This is a genomic window from Paracoccaceae bacterium (assembly GCA_012103375.1).
Classification (GTDB): domain Bacteria; phylum Pseudomonadota; class Alphaproteobacteria; order Rhodobacterales; family Rhodobacteraceae; genus WLWX01.
Genome location: WLWX01000001.1, coordinates 2,516,534 through 2,535,794 on the forward strand (window position 1 = coordinate 2,516,534; position 19,261 = coordinate 2,535,794).

Below are 19,261 nucleotides of genomic sequence, written 5' to 3' on the forward strand. Positions count from 1 at the left end.
TGGATGAGGGTTGTGGCGGGCCGGGCTGGCCCGCCGATATGTCATTCAGCCGGTTTTGCGCTGCCGTCCCTTGCCGAGATCGCCGACAGCCCTTCTTCCAGCGCGGCATTGGCCTTGGCTGCGCGCGCGCAAAGTCTCGATATTGGCGGCGGCGAAATTCGCGCGCTCCTCGTCTTCCTGACGGGTCGAGAACCGGACGAAGAAGGCCAGGAACGACGCGCAGGTGACGACGACGCCAAGGATCAGGAACGCGTCGGACCAGTCGATGACGTTCTTGAACAGGAAACCGGCCAGAACCGCGCCAGCGTTTCCGCCCGCCCCGACCACGCCCGCAACGGCGCCCAGGGCCTTCTTGTTGATGAACGGCACGACGGAATAGGTCGCCCCCTCGGCCATCTGGGTGAACAGTGAAAAGACGATCAGCGATGGCAGCGCCAGGAACAGCACCTGCATCTGGCTGAACAGCATCAGCGCGCAGCCTTCAAAGAACAGGCAGATAAACAACCAGAATGCCCGCCCCTTCAAACCCCAGAGCGAACCGAAGTTGTCGCCAAAGATGCCGCCCAATGTGCGCGCAAACAGGTTCATCAGCCCGAAAGAGGCCGCAACGAACCCCGCCGTCACCAGCGTCAGGTCGAAGTAGTCCATGAAATAGAGGGCCGCGACGTTGTTGACCGTCAGTTCGATCCCGAAACACGCGCCGTAGATCACGAACAGAACCCAAACCCTTGGGTCCTTCAAGGCGTGCATGTAGTTTCCGGTGACGTTCTTCTTTTCCTCCATGCGCCCCTGCGCGCGCAGGTCGTCAAAATTGCCGTCGGGCGCATCCTGCGTCAGGAAGTAGTATCCGATGCCGGTCAGGAAGATGATCACCCCGACCACGACCATCGACAGGCGCCAGCCGATCGCCTCGGAAAAGCCGAAGCCCACGACCATGACCGAAAACAGCAGCGGCATGACGAATTGCGTAACACCACCACCCAGATTGCCCCAACCGGCCGAGGTGGCGTTGGCCTGCCCGACCACGTTGGGCGCGAACATCACCGACGTATGGTATTGAGTGATGACGAAAGACGCGCCGATACAGCCGATCAGAACCCGGAACAGCAGGAAGGTTTCGAACGTCTGAGCCAGACCAATGCCCATCACCGGCAGCGACCCGAGGATCAGCAGCCAGGTATAGGATTTGCGGGGTCCGATCCGGTCACACAGCCAGCCAATGAACAGCCGCGCGAAAATCGTCATCGAAACCGATCCGATGATGGCCCAGCCGATCTGATCGGGCGTCAGGTTCAGTTCGTTTCGCACAACACTCATCAGGGGGGCGATGCCGAACCAGGCAAAAAAGCACGAAAAGAACGCAAACCACGTCATGTGGAAGGTTCTGATCTGCACCATCTTCACGTTCAGGAAATTTGACCACAGCACTGTGGCCTTGTTCTGATGCTCCATCGCGGTCCCTCCGACAGTTTGCAGCCTTGGGGCGGCTGCTTTCGTGTTGGAATGGATGTGCGTCCGGCGACCGAAGGGCCGGTTGATCTGAATCAATTGATCGGAAAAAATGCAGCAAAATAAACGGGTTACAAACATATGTCAGGCGGCGCGTTGGCGGACGTCAAATCCGATGACCCCATCGGTCAATCAGCCACTTGACAATTATCAAGCCGCCCGTGATGGTTTTTCCCAACCAAGGGGAAGGTGCGGCCCGACAGATGACCGAGTCGTACAGACACGACCTGCGCGACCTCGACCTGTTTCGCGGCATGGAACCCGCGAACTTCGAGGCGCTGATGCGCGGGTCCTATGTGCAGAATTTTCCGCCGCGCATTGACCTGATCAGCGAAGCCGAAACCCCCGATTTCCTGCATATCGTCGTGTCAGGTTCGGTCGATCTGTTTTCATCCTGGAACGGGCGGGAAACCAGCCTTGCGACGGTGCGCGCCGTATCTACGTTCATTCTTGCCGCCACGATCAGAAACGCGCCCTATCTGATGTCTGCGCGCACGCTGGAAAAAAGCCGCATTGTCCTGCTGCCTTCCGAAGACGTACGCCACGTCTTTGACCAGGACACCCAATTCGCCCGGTCCATCGTGGCGGAGCTGTCGCAATGCTATCGCTCCGTCGTCAAGAACACGAAGGATCTGAAACTGCGCACCTCGCGTGAGCGGCTGGCAAACTATCTTCTGCGGCAATGGAAAGCCGCCGGATCGGACGCCTTCGAACTGACCATGGAAAAGCGCCGCCTGGCCTCGGTCCTGGGTATGACCCCGGAAAACTTGAGCCGCGCGTTCAAGGGGTTGGAGCCGCATGGGATCAAGGTTGTTGGCACTTTGATCGAGATTCGGAACCCCGAAGATCTGATCCGCTTTGCCAAACCAACGGCGCTGATTGACGACCGAGGGTTCTAGAGCGCCGTCCTTGAAATCTGAATCGATGGGATTCCCAGAGGTCTGATTTTGTGATTCACCGAATGTGGAGGTGGATCATGGGGAAATCACTGTCTTTGGACATTCGAGAGCGCGTCGTCGCGCTGGTAGATGAAGGACTTTCCTGCCATGAGGCGGCCCGGCGTTTGCGGATATCGGTCGCGAGCGCGGTGCGGATCATGCAGCGCAAAAGGCGAACCGGCGGCGTGAAAGCTGCGCCTCAAGGACGGCCTCGACGCAGCAAGTTGGACGCGGCGTCCGAGTGGTTGAAATTACGCGTGCAAGCTGAACCGGACATCACCATGCCGGAGCTGGCCGAAGCGTTGAAGCAGGAGCATGACCTAATCGCCACACCGGCGATGCTCTCGCGTCACTTGCTTCATCGCCTTGGGTTCACATATAAAAAAATAGCTGATCGCAACGGAAAGGCTGCGCAAACGGGTTCGCGCCGCGCGATACGAGTGGCGGCGTCGGATGCCGAGGATGCGCCGTGAGCCGCATAGGCTGGTGTTTATCGACGAAACCGCCGTCACCACCAAGATGACACGCCTGCGGGGCCGATCCCTCCGGGGGACTCGGCTTGAGGCGGACGCGCCCTTCGGCCACTGGCGCACGCAAACCTTCATCGCCGGGCTGCGGATGGATGAACTCAGCGCACCCTGGGTTCTGGACGGCCCCATGAACCGCGCCGCCTTCGACATATACATTGAAACCCAATTGGTTCCGACCTTGCAGCCAGGTGACGTCGTGATCGCTGACAACCTGTCGTCCCACAAATCCGCAAAGGCACAGGCCATCCTGAAAGCGCAGGGAAGCTGGCTCCTCTTCCTGCCGCCCTACAGCCCCGACCTGAACCCTATCGAAATGGCATACGCCAAGCTCAAAGCACATCTGCGACGGCTGAAAGCACGTACCTTCGACGCGCTGTTCCAATCCGTCGCACAAACCTGCGACCTCTTTCCACCAGAAGAATGCAGAAACCTCTTCAAGGCTGCCGGATATGTTGCAGATTAAATGGACCATGCTCTAGGGCCTGTTCGCTTCGCGGGCGCCTTCGCCTGAAATCGCGCCCGCGCCATGTGATGTTCTGGCCATACCGGATATTCCCGGACGGGCAGATATTGCGCTGCCCGAACCAATGGCCGACACTTGTGCGAAGATTGTGTTGAAAAACTCCGTTTTAGGGCCTGAACGATGATTTTTCTTTCCATGCAGCCCGATCCTAAATTTTTGGCGCGGGGGTCGGCCCAAATCGCCTACATGCGCTCACGCGCAGCCATGCGCTGTCTCGTGGTCAAAGCTTTCCGACTATTTCGCTTCATAGGTTTTCGCAAGAAATCCGCGACGCTCTGATTTCGGAGTTTTTCAACACAATCCGAACATATCGGACATCCCAAACCATCAAAGGACATATCATGTCGACCTGGCTTCCATCGCTGATTACCGAAACGCCGCAGGACGGCTATGACCTGGCGGTCAAACTGTCCCGGATGGGTGTCAAGCTTACCCAGCCCGATGCCGAGGCACGCGACCGGATGCGACCGATCTATTCCGAGGACGCAGATGCGCTGATCCAGGTCAGCCAGGTCGTGGCGACTCATTTTGCCACCGTCGCGGCCGCCAATGGCTATTGGAACGGGGCTGTGTGACGATCGTTGCCGACGGATCAAAAACGGCGGCAAAAGTACCGCTGTGATGGCATGACCGGGACTGGTGAAACCGTAGATCCTCGGCACAAAAACGGCCCAATGCCGACGGGGATTTTAGCATCAGGGAACACCGCTTGAATATTCTGTTCATCATGTACGACCAGCTGCGCTTTGACTATCTGTCCTGCGCAGGGCATCCGCATCTGGATACGCCGAACTTCGACCGCGTGGCAGCAATGGGCGTGCGGTTTTCCAATGCCTATGTGCAGTCGCCGATCTGTGGCGCATCGCGGATGTGTTTCTATACCGGACGCTATGCCTCCAGCCATGGGGCGCAGTGGAACGGGTTTCCCTTGCGCGTGGGTGAACAGACGCTGGGCGACCATCTGCGCCGCGCTGGGATGGAGTGCTGGCTGATCGGCAAGACCCACATGAAAGCCGATGCAGAAGGCATGGCGCGCCTGGGCCTGTCGCCCGACAGCCAGATCGGCGCGCGCCAGTCCGAATGTGGCTTTGACACATGGGTTCGCGACGATGGTCTTTGGGCCGAAGGGCCGGATGGGTTTTATGACGAACGCCGATCCCCGTACAACGAATACCTCAAGCAGAAGGGCTATCCATCCGAAAACCCCTGGGCGGATTTTGCAAATGCCGGGATCGCGGAGGATGGCGATGTTGCCAGCGGCTGGATGTTCAAGAACGCTGACAAACCGGCCAACATCCGCGAAGAGGACAGCGAAACACCCTGGCTGACGCGCAAGACCATCGAATTTATTGTCCAGGCCGATGCCCCGTGGTGCGCGCACGTCAGCTATATCAAACCGCATTGGCCCTATATCGTCCCGGCCCCTTATCACAACATGTTCGGGGCCAACCACGTCCCGGCCCCCAACCGCCACGATGTCGAACGTGACAACCCGCATCCGGTCTTTGGCGCCTATATGGACAACAGCATTGCGCAAGCCTTTCAGCGCGACGAGGTGCGCCAGAAAGTAATCCCGGCCTATATGGGCCTGATCAAGCAATGCGACGACCAGTTGGGCGTGCTGCTGGACCATCTGAAGACCACCGGACGGTTGGACGACACGATGATCGTACTGACCTCGGACCACGGCGACTATCTGGGCGATCACTGGCTGGGAGAGAAGGATCTGTTCCACGATCCATCGGTCCGAATTCCGATGATCGTCTATGACCCCCGCCCCGAGGCCGACGCGACACGCGGCACCATCTGCCGGGCGCTGGTTGAATCCATTGATCTGGCCGCCACTTTTGTCGAGGCCGCCGGCAGCGACGTCCCGGATCACATTATCGAAGGGCGCTCACTTGTGCCCTGGCTGCGTGGTGAGGATCCGCAGTGGCGGGACTACGTGATCAGCGAATATGACTATTCCGCGACGCCGCAGGCCGCGAAACTGGGCATCGCGCCGCGTGATGCGCGCCTGTTCATGGTCTTTGATGGCCGCTTCAAGCTGATGCATGCCGAAGGCGGGTTCCGCCCGATGCTGTTTGATCTTGAAACCGACCCCGAGGAATTCCACGACCTTGCCAAAGACGATACGCATGGGGCCGTGGTTGACAGGCTTTACGGACACCTCGCCGAATGGGGCCGCCGGATGAGCCAGCGTGTCACCCGGTCTGAGGCCGAGATTCTCGCAATGCGCGGCAGATCGCTGCGCCGGGGCGTCATGCCATTCCTGTTCGACGGGTCCGAAGTGCCCGAAGAGCTGACCCAGAAATACCGCGGCCCCGCCCCCAAACGCTATACCGATGATTAGGGGCAGTCCGCGCAGTTTTGCGCCATCATAAACCTTGGTCGCGGGTGCCAACCGCCGACACACCGCCGACAAACCGCATGAGGATGCGCCAGATGGCCAAATTGGGTGACGACATCATCGGCGCAAGCAGCCTCGCGCCGTTCTTCGCGGTTTCCAACGCCGAAGCGATGGGCCTGTCCGCCCCGGAAATCCGCAAGGGCGACGCCCTGCGAACCTGGGTGCGCGCCCTGTCTGGGTTCCAGAAAGAGGCGCTGGTCACCTCGGCGCGCAGCGGGCGCACGTGGCGGCTGGTCTCGGACGAGGGGGCGTACCTTAACGGGTATGATGCCGCGCCCTGCCCGCTGTCCTTCCTGTCCTGTGGCATGGTCGCCAGCTTCATGAACGAGATTACATCACTTGCCGAACAACGCGGCGTGGTCATTCGCAAGCTGCGCCTGGTTCAGGACAATTACTACACCATGAAGGGGTCAATGCAGCGCCGCACCATGGTCGGCGGCGCCGAGAATATCGACCTGCGGGTCGAGGTTGACTGCGACCTATCCGATGCTGCGCTGCACGACTTTCTGCGTGATGCCACCTATGCCTCGCCGCTGAACGGGTTGATGCGCGGGCAAACCGACAGCCTGTTTCGGCTGAACCGGAACGGGGCGGCGCTGGCCACCGCGAAGGCGAAACCAATGACCTCGACCGCGCAGGGCGATCCGGGTGCTGGATTTGCGGCGGCGCGTCCGGTTGAAGGCACCTTGCCGCTGGTCGCGCCAGACGGCCTGACCCCGAAAAAAGAAGTCGCGCAAGGAACAGCCGCTGGTGGTTCATCCCTAAGCGATGATCAGAACCGGCGACTGAACATCGGTGCGATTGCTGAAATGCGCGACGACGGCATCAAGGCGATCCGCCACATGCAGTATTCGCCCCATGGCACCGCCTTTCAGTTCCTCAGCTCGGAAGATGGCCGCGCACCCGATGCGGTCTCTTTGATCAGCGCAGGCATCGGGTTCTGCTTTATGACCCAGTTCGGTCGCTTTGTGTCGATGCTGAACCTGGACCTGCCGGAATACCGCATCGTCCAGGACACCCACTTCAGCCTTGGCGGGGCGTCGGGCCACACCGGCGTCGCCGGAAGCGCCGACCCAATCGAAACCCATGTGTTCTTGCAGACCAGCGAAAGCGAAGAAACCGCGCAGGAAATGCTGGATATCTCGGAACAGACCTGCTTTTTGCACGCATTCTGCCGCACCGACCTGAAGACGCGGCTGAAGATCGTGCGGATCTGACCGCGCCGCCCTTGCAAGCCGGGCGACACGGTGGTCCCCTGCGCCACGACGCGAAAAAGGCACCCGATGTCCGAGTTATCCCACCAGAACGATCCACGCACCGCCGATCGCCAGGACTGGCTTGCGGCCCATGGCATCACCGCAGTCGCCGACCCGCTGCCCGCCGATGCCTCACCACGGCGATATTTCCGCCTGAAAGGGTCCGGCCAGTTGCTGGTTCAAGTGCCCCCCGGCGATCCCGATCAACCCGTCTTCACCCGCGTTGCAGACCACCTGAACCGCCTTTGCCTGTCGGCCCCGCACACCCACCAGTCCGATCCCGATGCCGGATTCTATCTGGCCGAAGATTTCGGCCACCGCACCTACAGCACAGAACTGCTGGCTGGCCGGTCCGAAGCAGAGCTTTACACCGCCGCCATCGACACTATCATCCACCTGCACAAAGCGGCGGATGCGACCGATATCGCCCTGCCCGACTATGATGGCGCGTTCCTGTTGTCCGAAACACTGATCTTCGCCGACTGGTTCGCTCCCCGCGTCAACCCAGCACCCGACACCGACAGTTTTCGCGACGCATTCGCACGCCTCTGGGCCGAGGCCCTGCACGAGGTCGCCGATGACCGCAGCGCCCTGGTGCTGCGCGATTTCCACCTCGACAACTTGATCCACCTGCCCGCGCGCGATGGCCTGCAAAGCTGTGGTCTGATCGACGTTCAGGGCGCGCGGATCGGGGCGCCGGAATATGATCTGGCCTCGCTGCTACAGGACGCGCGGCGGGATCTGGCCCCGGGCCTGGAGGAAGCGATACTAAAGCGCTACCTCAGCGCGATCCCCCAGGACGATACCGCGTTCCGCACGCGCTATGCGCTTCTGGCGGCACAGCGCCACACCAAAATCGCGGGCCTGTTCATCCGGCTGGCGGAACGTGACGGAAAACCGGCCTACCTGCGCCACCTGCCCCGCGTCCTTCGCCACCTCGACACCGCCTTAACCACCGCGGGCCTTACCGATATCCGTGCCCTGCTGAACCAGCATTTGCCGGGCTGGCAGACAGCGGATTTTTCGCGCTGACCCGCCCATCATTGACCCCCAAATATCCCCGCCGGAGGCTCCCACCCCCTCAGAACCCACCCAGCGGAGCGATGGCGCGATACAGTTCCCGAAAACTGCCCAACCGCGCCTGGTGACGCGTCGCCTGCGAAGCATCCGGCGTGAACACCCGTGCCACAGGCGGTTCATCTGCCAGCCGCGTGGGCGCAACGGCCCCGGCCGCCACCGACGCCAGACGCGCGGCCCCCGCCGCTGGTCCCAATGCGGCGCCTTCGGGTCTGCGGATCGGCACGCCCAGCACATCGGCCAATGTCTGCAAGACCAGATCGCTCTGCGCGCCGCCGCCTGTCACCAGCGGGGACAATCCATCCAACCCGCCAAGCGCCTGGGCCCCGTCGGCAAAGCTGTAGGCGATGCCATCAACCACCGCGCGGGCCATCTCTGCCCCGCTGGCACCATCGGCAAGCCCCAGGAATCCGGCCCGAATAGCGCTGTCGCCGTGGGGTGTCCGTTCTCCAGTCAGATAAGGCAGAAACAGCGGCACTCGGGTCAGCTCGGCACGCCCGGCGGCGGTTAACAAATCAGGGACAGATTGCGCCGTCGCCCCGGCATACCACGCCAATGGCCGCGCCCCGTTCAGCATCGCGGCCATGCGAAACCAGACCCCGTCAAGCGTATGCGCATAGGCATGAACATGTCCCTTGGCACGCGGCGCGTGCCGGTCATCGCACAGAAACACCTGGCCTGAGGTTCCAAGCGACATGACCGCCCGCCCGGCCTGCACCACGCCGACACCAACCGCACCGGCAACGGTATCCCCCGCCCCCACGGCAACCGGCAGTCCGACGCGCAGACCCAAGTGCCGGGCCGCGTCTTCAAGCAATCCCCCAGCGACCGCATCGCCCGCGCGGACCACAGGCAGCCAGCCAGGATCGACCTGCGCCGCCTTGCAAAGCCCAGCGTGCCAGCCCCGCGCGCCCTGATCAAACAGATGCGTTCCGGCGGCATCTGACGGATCGCACAGCATCTGCCCATGCAGCCGCATTCCGATCCAGTCTTTTGGCATCAGCGCATGGCGGATGCGTGCATGAAGCGCGGGGCGCTCGCGCGCAATCCACAGCAGTTTCGGGGCGGCAAACCCCGGCAATGCGGCAACCCCGGCAATGTCGGCAATCGCTGGCACGGCTGCATTCAGCGCGTCACTTTCGGCCACGGCGCGGGTGTCGTTCCACAGCATGACGGGGGCCAGAACCGCCCTGTCCGCATCCAGCAGCACGGCACCATGCATCTGCCCCGACAGCCCGATGCCCGCGATGTCGCGCCAACGGTCACCGGCAACGTCGCGCGCGCGCGCCACGGCCAGCAACAGCGCCGCCCACCAATCTTCGGGATCCTGCTCGGACCAGCCGGGTTGCGGTGATGCGGTCGTCAGCGGGGCCGACCCATCCGCCACAACACAGCCATCGCTGTCGGCCACCAACGCCTTGACGGCCGAGGTTCCGACATCCAGCCCCAGCCACAATGGTTCAGCCATATCGCCTATATCTTTTTATCCAAAACACCCCTGACAGAGGCGTTGTTCCCGGTCCCTGCCCCATCAACCCGGACGGCGCACGGTGATCTGCGTGACATCGCAAATCCCGGTCTGAAACGCCGCCGCGCAACTGGTCAGATAGAAATTCCACATCCGCCGGAATTGGTCATCGAATCCAAGGGCCGCAACCTCATCCCAGCGGTCATTGAAGGTTCCGTGCCAGCGACGCAAGGTCTGCGAATAGCTTTCGCCAAACTCGATCGAGCGTGCAACCATCAGCCCGGCCTTCTCGACTTCGGCCTTCAGAATGCTGGGGGCGGGCAGCATGCCGCCGGGGAATATGTACTTCTGGATGAAGTCCACACCCTTGCGGTACACATCCCAGCGTTTGTCCTGAATGGTGATGATCTGAAGTGTCGCCGCCTTGCCCGGCCGCAAACACTGGCGGACCGCGTTGAAATAGGTGGGCCAGTATTTCTGGCCTACGGCCTCGAACATCTCGATGCTGGCAATGCCGTCATAGGTGCCACGTTCGTCGCGATAGTCCTGCATCTTGATCTCGACCCTGTCGGACAGACCGGCGCGCTTTATCCGCGCCACCGCATAGTCGTGCTGTTCCCAGCTGATCGTCAGGCCGGTGACCTTCAGCCCACGCTCGGCCGCCGCATATTCGGCAAATCCACCCCAGCCACAGCCGATTTCCAGCACATGGTCGCCCGGTTCGACGCCCATCTGGTCAACCATGCTGGCGTATTTTGCGGTCTGCGCATTTTCAAGGCTTTCCTGCCCACTGTCGAATTTTGCCGATGAATAGGTCATCGTGTCATCCAGCCACAGACTGTAGAACTTGTTGCCCAGATCGTAATGCGCCGAGATATTTTTGCGCGCCTGCTTTTTGGTGTTCGAGTGCAGCCAGAAGCGAAACATCTCATACGCGCGGACAAGTTTTATGCCGGGAAACCCGTCGTAGATCTCGTCATTCCCGGCGTGCATCAGATCCATGAAGGCCTGAAGGTCAGGCGTCGACCAGCCCCCCGTCAGATAACTTTCCGAGAATCCCAGATCACCCTCTCGGATCAGGCGGGCAAAGATATCCGGGTCGCTGACGTGCAGCTCGGCCACCGGGCCGGGCGCGGCCCCTTCGGCGCGAAACACCCGGCCATCGGGCAGGTGAAAGTCCAATCTGCCCACGGCCATCCGGCTGGCCATATCGAAAACCTGGCTGAAGTACCGCAGCAGTCCCGACTGCCCTTGCGTTGTCGTCAATATCGTCATGGCGCGACCCCATCCCCTTGGTCAAACGTCAATTATCTCGACAGGTTAACGGCTTGGCGGGCGCGCGTCACCTGTTGCCTTTGCGTCGCCGCGGCGATTTTCCGCCCCATTGGGTCACCCGCGCAACACCTGATAAGCCTCAAGCGCGCGCGTGCGCCCCTCGGCCAGCGTTATTGCGGGTTCTGGATAGGCGTCGTCAGGCGACCAGTTCCACCGCTTTGGGATCGCCTTGAAATAGGCGAGGGCGTCGGCGTGCGGTGTGCCCCGCGTTTCGGCGATCCAGCGATCCTGATAGAGGTTTTCGCGATCAAACTTGCCTGCCTGAGTCTCAGGATTGAAAATCCGAAAGAAAGGTGCCGCATCCGGGCCGGAACCGGCCACCCATTGCCAGCCCATCGCATTAGCCGCCGGATCCCAATCGGTCAGGCAATCCGCGAACCAGTCTAGTCCGATTTTCCAGTGCGTCATCAGATGCTTGGTCAGATAAGAGGCGACGATCATCCGCGCCCGATTGTGCATCGTTCCGGTCACATACATCTGTCGCATCGCGGCATCGACGACGGGGACGCCGGTGCGCCCCTGCTGCCAGCGCGCTGACTCCTCAGAGGCGTCGCGCCAGGGGAACCGATCCCACTGATCGCGCCAGTTCTGGGCCGCAAGTGCCGGAAAATGCCACATCAGGTGATAGGCAAATTCGCGCCAGACCAATTCTGACAGGAACTTGCCCGCACCCGGATTACCCTCATCCAATGCCCCTTGCCCGACCAGCCAGCACGTGCGCGGCGAAACCTCGCCACAGGTCAGGTTTTCGGACAGGCCCGAGGTGACATCCGCGCCGGGAAAATCGCGCAAATCCTTGTAGCGCGCCATTTTGTCGGCTGCGAAACCATGCAGACGGTCCAGGGCGGCGCGCTCGCCCACGCAGGCAAAACGCGCCACGATGGACGCGCCGCACCGCATTGCGGCCCCCATCTTCAGGTCATCGGGTGCCAGACTATCGGGCCAATCATCGGGTGCAGCCAGTGCCTCAACGCGCGGCGCGGGTGGTCCCACATCGCGGCCCCGCACTGCCTTCCAATAGGGCGAGTAAACCCGGTACGGCCCTCCCTGCCCTGTCTTCACGCTCCAGGGTTCAAACAGCAGGTGGCCGGGGTGGCTGCGCGCGTCGATCCCGTCACGCTCCAGCGCGGCTTTCACGCGCTTGTCGCGCGCGACCGAGGGCGGGTCATAGGCGCGGCTCCACCAGACTGTGTCGGCGCCTGTTTCGGTGATCAGCTTGCGAAGTTCGTCCAGCGCGTCACCGCGCCGCAGGATCAGCTGCGACCCGATTACACTCAACGCCTCGGAAAAGGCGCTGACAGCTTGTCCCAACCGCCAGCGCGGTGCCGCCCCTTGTGCGCGCAAAACCTCATCGTCGATGAACACCGGGATCACCGGGCGACCCGTTTGGGACGCCGCCGCCAGACCCGGATGGTCGCTTAGGCGCACGTCGCGGCGCAGGATAAACAGGATCGGTTTTGTCATCCCCGGCAACTTAGGTGTCAGCGGCCTGACGTCCAGCGCCAAACCCCTGCCCGTCTTGAAAAGCGATCCTTGTTGAAGGTCACTCCTCGATTTTCAGGATCAGCGGAGTTTCGGTCTTTGCGGCCACGTCGAATGTCGAGCGTCCGGTGTAATTCAGATGACGGCCATAGGTGTGCAGCGAAACCGCCACGCGGTCACCGTTGTTGGTGACGCTGTGAATATCCTCAGGGTGGCAGCAGACGGCGGTTCCCGGATAAAGCGTTTCTTCGCGGGTCGCTTTCAGATCAGCAAAGCCCGGCTCGGACCCATCGTCGAGGCGCTGATAATTCGTCTCATGCTCTTGCCCTTCGATACCGGAAACCACGGCCCATGTTTTATGGTTGTGGGCGTCAACCCCCCGTCCGGGTGCCCAGGCGATGGCAAAGACCGCAAGGTCGTGGTTTTCTTCTTCGTGCAACAGATGCAGGCCAACACCCTGATCGGGGTCGGTGTAGCGGTATTTGTCTTCAAACCAACCCGGGTCCGAGGCAAGCTTCAACGCCAGCGGTTTGATCCGATCGGTGATCGCTTCGACTTCGGATTCCGTCGCGACGATTGCGCGGATGTCCTTGACGTAATCCTCAACGGAATATCCGTTCATGTTCGATGCCTCCTGTCTTGCCGTTTCAGATTAACGAGGATTCGGGAAAACTCCAAAGCCGACGTTGATCTTTTTCCCGGCCTTGCTTGCCTGGCCCGGATCCGGCGTCTGCCTTGTACTGGCGCCCCGACGCCCTAGGGTGGCAGAATGAAAGAACGCCAGCTTGAAGCCTTTCGCGCGGTGATGACATACGGCGGCGTTGGACGTGCCGCCGAAGTTTTGAATATCACGCAACCTGCCGTCAGCCGACTGATCTCAAGCCTGGAACAGGACGTCGGGTTTGCCTTGTTCGAGCGTGCCGGACGCGGCCTTGCACCGACACCCGAGGCAGAGTTGTTCAAGCGAGAGATTGACACATTCTTCATGGGGATCGACCGCGTTCGCACCGCGGCGGTGGCGATCCGGGAATCCCGGCGCGCGCAATTGCGGATGACCGTCATGCCCGCCGTGGCCCTGTCTGTCGGCCCGCAGATCGTCGAGGCGATCCTGTCACGCTATCCAACCGCTGAAATCGCCCTTGATGTGCATACCGCGCCAAGGATCGCCGACCTCGTCGGTGCGGGGCAGTATGATCTGGGCATCTCGCACCACGACCGGCCACGCGCGGATATCGAGGAACTGGGCCATTGGTTCATGGAATGCGTCTGCGTCATGGCGCGTGACCATCCCCTTGCAGGCAAGGCGCGGCTGACGCCCAAGGATTTTGCGGGCCAGCCCGTTGTTTTGCTGTCCTATCAGACCAGCACCGCGCAAAAGATCGAGCAGATGTTTGTTGCCGCCAACGTGCGCCCGCAAATCCGGGTCGAGGCGCAGCCGTCTTATGCCGCGTTTGCACTTGCCGCGCGCGGGCTTGGCATTGCGATCATCGACAAATCGACCGCCTGCACGCTGGCCTCGGACGCGGTTGCGATCTTACCACTGCATCCCGAAATATCGTTTGACATCAAACTGATCCGCCCCACGGGTCAGCGCCCCGCCATGCTCGCCGCGCACTCGGCCGAGATTGCCCGAGAGATGCTGACTCAAGAGTTTCATAACAAAACGGCATGAAACACGCAGTAATAGGCATTTTTGATTAAGCTTCCGCAGGCCTATGCTTTCGGGGAATCAGATCAACGGAAGGGGTTTTCAAATGCACTATACCAAAGCAGTAACCGGCGGGATTCTGGCAAGTCTTCTTATCGCAGGCAGTGCAAGCGCGCAGGATATCACCATGCGCCTGCACACGCTGGTGCAGGATCCGCACCCCTACAACGACATGGCCGCCTTCATGGCGGATGAGATTTCGGCCCGTACCAATGGCGCGGTTGCCATCAAGCTGTTTGATGCCGGTCAGCTGGGCAAGGACGATGCCGTGATCGGTGAAATGGGGCTGGGGACGATTGATATGATGATCTCGTCCACCAACAACGCCGCATCGCTGGTGCCGGAGTTCCAGGCATTCTCGATCCCCTATCTGTTCACCGGCTTCGACGACCTGCTGGCGCGGGTTGGCCCCGGAACCACGGGTGAGGCTTATTATCAGGGTGTCGTCGCGGATCGGGGGCTGAACATTCACCTTCTGGCGCTTGGCGGATCTGGGTCGCGCAACATGTCGAACTCCATCGGTCCTGTGAACGAATTGGCCGACATTCAGGGGATTAAGATGCGCACGCCCCCCTCGCCCATGATTTCAAAAACATGGGAGGCTTTGGGCACCCTACCCGTCACCGTCGCCTGGGGAGAGCTTTACGCAGGCGTTCAGACCGGCGTGGCACAGGGTCTGGAAAGCTCGATCCCAGGCAATTCCGGCTCCAAATTGTACGAGGTTGCGCCCTATCTGGCGATGACCGCGCACACGATTCAGGTCAACCATGTCTCGATCAGTGATCGGGCGTGGAACAAACTGGATGACGGTCAACAACAGACCTTCCGCGATGTCGCGGCCGAGGCCAGCAAGCTGGGCGTCGAACGCGCGCAATTTTACGAGGCTGAGCTTGTGAAAACGCTGGAAAGCGATCACGGCGTGACGGTCACCTACCCGGATGTCTCGGAATTTCAGGACAAGCTTGGATCGCTTCAGGATGAACTGGCCGTTGAAATGTCGCTGGAACCGGCCCTTGCGGCATTGGCGAACTGATAAGGAACTGCCCTTCCACCTTCGGGCCATGGGGTCCGAAGGTGGGGACAGGCCGGAATGCTTCACATGCTGACACGACTGAACAACACCTTTGAAAAAGGGGCGTCCTGGCTGTTGGCCGTGCTCTTTGCGGCCCTGATCGCGGTCGTGCTTGGCCAGGTGCTTGCGCGGAACGTGTTTCAGACGCCACTTATCTGGAGCCTGGATCTGGCACAGTTGCTGTTTTCATGGTGCATCTTCCTTGGTGCGGGCATCGCCTATCGCAAGGGCGGCCATTACGAGGTTAACCTGTGGCCCCGCTCTGGCCCGGCGGCGTTCATCCCCCGGCTGGCGGCAATCCTGGCGGCGGCCTGTGTGGTCTATGTCCTGGTCTGGCACGGCTATTTGATGAGTGTGATCAGCTGGACGCGTGAGAACCAGTCGCTGGGAATATCCGGGATGTGGTTCTTTCTGCCCATCCCGCTGGGTGGTGCGCAAATCGGTTTTGCTGTGCTGGAACAGGTGATGACTGCACTTGGCAAGGGCGACAAACAATGAATCCGCTGGTCCTTCTGATCGGGGGCTTTTTCGTACTGGTCGCGTTTCGTGTGAATATCGGTTTTGCGCTGATTGTGTTGAAAAACTCCGAAATCAGAGCGTCGCGGATTTCTTGCGAAAACCTATGAAGCGAAATAGTCGGAAAGCTTTGACCACGAGACAGCGCATGGCTGCGCGTGAGCGCATGTAGGCGATTTGGGCCGACCCCCGCGCCAAAAATTTAGGATCGGGCTGCATGGAAAGAAAAATCATCGTTCAGGCCCTAAAACGGAGTTTTTCAACACAATCCGCTGATCCTGTCATCGGTTGTTGTGTTGCTGAGTGAGGATTTGCCCCTAACCTCGGTCATCAACCAGATGTATTCCAACATCGACAGTTTCACCCTGCTGGCGGTGCCGTTTTTCATGTTGCTGGGCCGCATCCTGAATGCAGGCTCGATCACCGCGCGCCTTCTGACGCTGTCGAACGCCTCGGTCGGGCATGTGCGGGGCGGCCTTGGGCATGTGAACGTCTTCGTCTCGATGGTGTTTGCCTCACTTTCAGGATCGGCGGCGGCGGATACGGCGTCTGTCGGTTCGATCCTGATCCCTGCGATGAAAAAGGCGGGGTATTCCCCGGCGTTTGCGGTGGCGCTGACGGCGGCATCCTCGACCCTGGGTGTGATCATTCCGCCCTCGATCATACTGATCGTCTATGGGGCGTTTGGCGGTGTTTCCATCGGGGCGCTGTTTATGGGCGGCGTTGTGCCGGGGTTGTTCATTGGGCTGGCGATGATGGGCTATACCTATGTGATGGCGCTGCGCGAGGGCTATCCGGCCAATCCCTTCCCCGGCCTGCACGCCCTGGGCAGGGCGTTCTGGCGCGGCGGCGCGGCGATGCTGATCCCGGTCTTTGTGCTAGGCGGCGTCGTGGCGGGCCTGATGACCCCGACCGAGGCCGCCATCAGCGCCGTGATCTGGGCCCTTTGCCTGACCTTCATCATCTATCGCGATGTGCCGCTGAGGCAGTTGCCGAACCTGCTGATCCAGGCGGTTCTGGATTTTTCCGTCCCCCTGTTCACCGTGGCGGGGGCCGGCATTTTCGGCTGGCTGATCGCCTATCTTGGCGCGGCCGAGATCGTGGTGAACTTCATCACCGCCCAGACCAGCAGCCCGGTGGGGATCATGCTGCTGCTGATCGGGTTCCTGTTGCTGGTCGGCACCGTGCTCAACCCCATATCGGCGGTTCTGATTTTCCTGCCGATCATTCAGGCACTGGGCGATATGGCGGGCATGGACCCGGTGCATATGGGCGTTCTGTCAACGATTGTCCTGTCCGTCGGACTGATCACGCCGCCCTACGGGATTTGCCTGCTGATCGCCGCGCAGATCGGCGATGTGCCACTGGGGCGCGCGATGATCGCGGTTACCCCGATCGTCGGGCTGACCATCTCCATCGCGATTCTGTCGATCTTTATCCCCGATATCATCCTTGGTCTGCCCCGGCTGGCCTTCCCAAACATCATTCCGTGAAGCAGGAGAGCGAGAAAAATGGCTCATATCAAACCGACCGGCAGTTTCGTGGCACTGGTCACGCCGATGAACGACGATGGCAGCATCGACTATGAAGGGTTCCGCGACCTGCTGGGGTTTCACAAGGAAAACGGCACCCGCGCAGTTCTGATCATGGGCTCAACCGGCGAGGTTTCGATGCTGGCCCCTGATGAAAAGCGCAAGATCATCTCGGAAACGGTGAAAATGCGCCCGGATGGCATTCAGATGTATTACGGCTGTTCGGGCAACAACACCCAAAGCGCGATTGAGCTGGTGCAATATGCCGAAGGCGAAGGCGCAGATGGCGCGATTGTCGCCGCCCCATCCTATATCTGTGCGCCCGGCGACGATATTGTGGAGTATGTCGAAGAGATCTGCGATTCCACCGACATGGGCATCGGTTTTTACAACAATCCGCCCCGCGTCAGCACCGATCTGCACTGGGATCATATGCTGCGGCTGGCCAAACATCCCAATATGGTCGTGTTGAAGGAAAGCACCACGCGCGTCGGACAAGTCGCCCAGATGTGCGCCGCCAAACCGGACCTGTCGATCATGTGCTGCTGTTCGCCCAACCTTGGGCTGGTGGTGCCGACCATGTCGCTGGGCGGGCATGGCACGGCCAATATGACCGGCAACATCATCCCGCGCGAATTCGCCGTCATCTCGAAACCATGGGAGGACGACGGCGATGCCAGAAATTTCAGCAATGCCTATCTGCGCAATCTGGACATGCTGCATTTCGCCTATTCAGCGGTCAATCCCGTCGCCATCAAGACGCTGATGCGCGCCGTGGGTCTGCCATCCGGGCCGATGCGCAAACCCCTGAAACCCCTAGACGAAGCGGGGCTGCGCCGGGGGCTGGATATCGTGGCAAGGCTGGATCTGGACCAAAGCTATGGCTATAAGCTGAACACCGATATGACGGCCTGATCGTGGCCCGTGTCACGCTGATCACCGGCGCGTCCAGCGGCATCGGGGCCGCAACCGCGCGCCGCATTTCGGCGCCGGGCGAAAGCCTCGTTATCTCGGCCCGTGGCGGCAAAGCGGGTGAGAAGGTGGCAGCGCTTGAGGGTGTCGCCGATGACTGCCGCGCCGCCGGGGCCGAGGTTCTGGTGTTGCGCGCCGATCTGTCAGAACCCGGCGCGGCGCGCGATCTGGCGCGGCAGGCCATCGCGCATTTTGGCGCGCTGGATCGCTTCGTTTCCAACGCAGGTTTTGCGCTGGCAGGCACGACCGCGGACACAACGCCCGCAGATTATGCCCACGCGCATCAGGTGATCTTCAATGCCTTCGTCGACTTGACGACCGAGGCGTTGCCAAGCCTAAGCACCTCGCCCAGCGGACGTATTGTCGCGGTCAGCTCTTTCGTCACCGATCAGGCACCGGGCGGGCGCCTGTTCCCAAGCACCGCCGCCGCCAAGGGTGCGATGGAAGCACTGTCGCGCACGATGGCCGTCGACCTGGCCCCCAAGGGCATCACAGTCAATTGCGTGGCACCCGGGTTTACCGAAAAAGAAAGCGCCGGACACTCGGCCCTGTCCGGTTCCGCGTGGGAGGCCGCCGCCGCAATGACCCCCAACCGCCGCCTTGCCAAACCCCAGGACATCGCCGCTGCGATTGCATTCTTCCTTGGCGACGAGGCTGCGCATATCACCGGCCAGACGCTTCGGGTTGACGGTGGCCTCTCTCTCATCTGAAAGGAAATCTCCATGCCTATCGTTCGTGTCACCATGGCCGAAGGCCGCTCTGCCAGCCAGAAGGCCGCATTTGCGCGCGAGGTGACGGACAGCCTTGTGCGTCATTGCGGTGCCCATGCCGAACATGTCTATGTTCTGTTCGATGACGTGCCTCCCGATGAATGGCTGGTCGGCGGTGAAACCATAACCGAGCGCAAGCGCAAGCGCGGGGAAAGCTGAACCA

General features: G+C 61.0%; 20 protein-coding genes. 14 read left to right on the top strand and 6 right to left on the bottom strand.

Features of this window, described 5'->3' with window-relative positions:
• Positions 1-45: 45 nt before the first annotated feature.
• Positions 46-1,452: an MFS transporter gene (locus tag GKR99_12850; GenBank protein NKB28387.1), complete on the bottom strand. Its 1,407-nt coding sequence runs from the start codon at positions 1,450-1,452 to the stop codon at positions 46-48.
• 260 nt (positions 1,453-1,712) lie between these two features.
• Between GKR99_12850 and GKR99_12855 the strand changes: the two genes are divergently transcribed.
• Positions 1,713-2,408 (top strand): helix-turn-helix domain-containing protein, encoded by a 696-nt coding sequence (locus GKR99_12855; GenBank protein NKB28388.1) that lies wholly within the window; start codon positions 1,713-1,715, stop codon positions 2,406-2,408.
• A 77-nt stretch (positions 2,409-2,485) separates the two neighbouring features.
• Positions 2,486-3,440 (top strand): IS630 family transposase gene (locus tag GKR99_12860; protein NKB28389.1). Its coding sequence is split into 2 segments (ribosomal slippage): positions 2,486-2,836 and positions 2,838-3,440, totalling 954 coding nucleotides; the frame shifts between segments, so codons are not numbered across the junction.
• A 242-nt stretch (positions 3,441-3,682) separates the two neighbouring features.
• On the opposite strand, the gene GKR99_12865 is transcribed toward GKR99_12860, so the two are convergent.
• Complete coding sequence (locus GKR99_12865) at positions 3,683-3,838, bottom strand: hypothetical protein (protein ID NKB28390.1); 156 nt, start codon at positions 3,836-3,838, stop codon at positions 3,683-3,685.
• Between GKR99_12865 and GKR99_12870 the strand changes: the two genes are divergently transcribed.
• The 4 genes from GKR99_12870 (at position 3,839) to GKR99_12885 (ending at position 8,198) form a co-directional block, all read left to right on the top strand.
• Positions 3,839-4,075: a peroxidase gene (locus GKR99_12870; GenBank protein ID NKB28391.1), complete on the top strand. Its 237-nt coding sequence runs from the start codon at positions 3,839-3,841 to the stop codon at positions 4,073-4,075.
• Between the two features lie 134 nt (positions 4,076-4,209).
• A complete protein-coding gene (locus tag GKR99_12875; GenBank protein NKB28392.1) occupies positions 4,210-5,853 on the top strand; it encodes a sulfatase-like hydrolase/transferase in 1,644 nt (547 codons plus the stop codon).
• 92 nt (positions 5,854-5,945) lie between these two features.
• The gene (locus GKR99_12880; GenBank protein ID NKB28393.1) at positions 5,946-7,127 is read left to right on the top strand and encodes an OsmC family peroxiredoxin; all 1,182 of its coding nucleotides are present in this window, start codon (positions 5,946-5,948) and stop codon (positions 7,125-7,127) included.
• Positions 7,128-7,193: 66 nt separating this feature from the next.
• A complete protein-coding gene (locus GKR99_12885; protein ID NKB28394.1) occupies positions 7,194-8,198 on the top strand; it encodes a phosphotransferase in 1,005 nt (334 codons plus the stop codon).
• Between the two features lie 49 nt (positions 8,199-8,247).
• On the opposite strand, the gene xylB is transcribed toward GKR99_12885, so the two are convergent.
• The 4 genes from xylB to GKR99_12905 all read right to left on the bottom strand — a co-directional run bounded on the left by xylB (position 8,248) and on the right by GKR99_12905 (position 13,150).
• Complete coding sequence (gene xylB / locus GKR99_12890; GenBank protein NKB28395.1) at positions 8,248-9,711, bottom strand: xylulokinase; 1,464 nt, start codon at positions 9,709-9,711, stop codon at positions 8,248-8,250.
• Between the two features lie 63 nt (positions 9,712-9,774).
• Positions 9,775-10,986: a methyltransferase domain-containing protein gene (locus tag GKR99_12895; protein NKB28396.1), complete on the bottom strand. Its 1,212-nt coding sequence runs from the start codon at positions 10,984-10,986 to the stop codon at positions 9,775-9,777.
• Positions 10,987-11,100: 114 nt separating this feature from the next.
• Positions 11,101-12,510, bottom strand: a complete 1,410-nt coding sequence (locus tag GKR99_12900) for a deoxyribodipyrimidine photo-lyase (GenBank protein NKB28397.1) — start codon at positions 12,508-12,510, stop codon at positions 11,101-11,103.
• 79 nt (positions 12,511-12,589) lie between these two features.
• Complete coding sequence (locus tag GKR99_12905) at positions 12,590-13,150, bottom strand: hypothetical protein (GenBank protein ID NKB28398.1); 561 nt, start codon at positions 13,148-13,150, stop codon at positions 12,590-12,592.
• A 147-nt stretch (positions 13,151-13,297) separates the two neighbouring features.
• On the opposite strand from GKR99_12905, the gene GKR99_12910 reads away from it, so the two are divergent.
• The 8 genes from GKR99_12910 to GKR99_12945 all read left to right on the top strand — a co-directional run bounded on the left by GKR99_12910 (position 13,298) and on the right by GKR99_12945 (position 19,257).
• A complete protein-coding gene (locus GKR99_12910) occupies positions 13,298-14,200 on the top strand; it encodes a LysR family transcriptional regulator (protein ID NKB28399.1) in 903 nt (300 codons plus the stop codon).
• Between the two features lie 43 nt (positions 14,201-14,243).
• Positions 14,244-15,269, top strand: coding sequence for a hypothetical protein (locus GKR99_12915; protein NKB28400.1), 1,026 nt, complete (start codon positions 14,244-14,246; stop codon positions 15,267-15,269).
• A 57-nt stretch (positions 15,270-15,326) separates the two neighbouring features.
• A complete protein-coding gene (locus tag GKR99_12920; GenBank protein NKB28401.1) occupies positions 15,327-15,806 on the top strand; it encodes a TRAP transporter small permease subunit in 480 nt (159 codons plus the stop codon).
• Positions 15,784-15,996, top strand: coding sequence for a hypothetical protein (locus GKR99_12925; GenBank protein ID NKB28402.1), 213 nt, complete (start codon positions 15,784-15,786; stop codon positions 15,994-15,996). Before GKR99_12920 ends, GKR99_12925 begins: the two co-directional genes overlap by 23 nt.
• Before the next feature lie 100 nt (positions 15,997-16,096).
• Positions 16,097-17,317: a TRAP transporter large permease subunit gene (locus tag GKR99_12930; GenBank protein ID NKB28403.1), complete on the top strand. Its 1,221-nt coding sequence runs from the start codon at positions 16,097-16,099 to the stop codon at positions 17,315-17,317.
• Positions 17,318-17,335: 18 nt separating this feature from the next.
• Positions 17,336-18,271, top strand: a complete 936-nt coding sequence (locus tag GKR99_12935; protein ID NKB28404.1) for a 4-hydroxy-tetrahydrodipicolinate synthase — start codon at positions 17,336-17,338, stop codon at positions 18,269-18,271.
• On the top strand, positions 18,268-19,038 hold the full coding sequence (locus GKR99_12940; protein ID NKB28405.1) for an SDR family oxidoreductase: 771 nt from the start codon (positions 18,268-18,270) through the stop codon (positions 19,036-19,038). Before GKR99_12935 ends, GKR99_12940 begins: the two co-directional genes overlap by 4 nt.
• A 12-nt stretch (positions 19,039-19,050) precedes the next feature.
• A complete protein-coding gene (locus GKR99_12945) occupies positions 19,051-19,257 on the top strand; it encodes a hypothetical protein (protein NKB28406.1) in 207 nt (68 codons plus the stop codon).
• Positions 19,258-19,261: the final 4 nt, after the last annotated feature.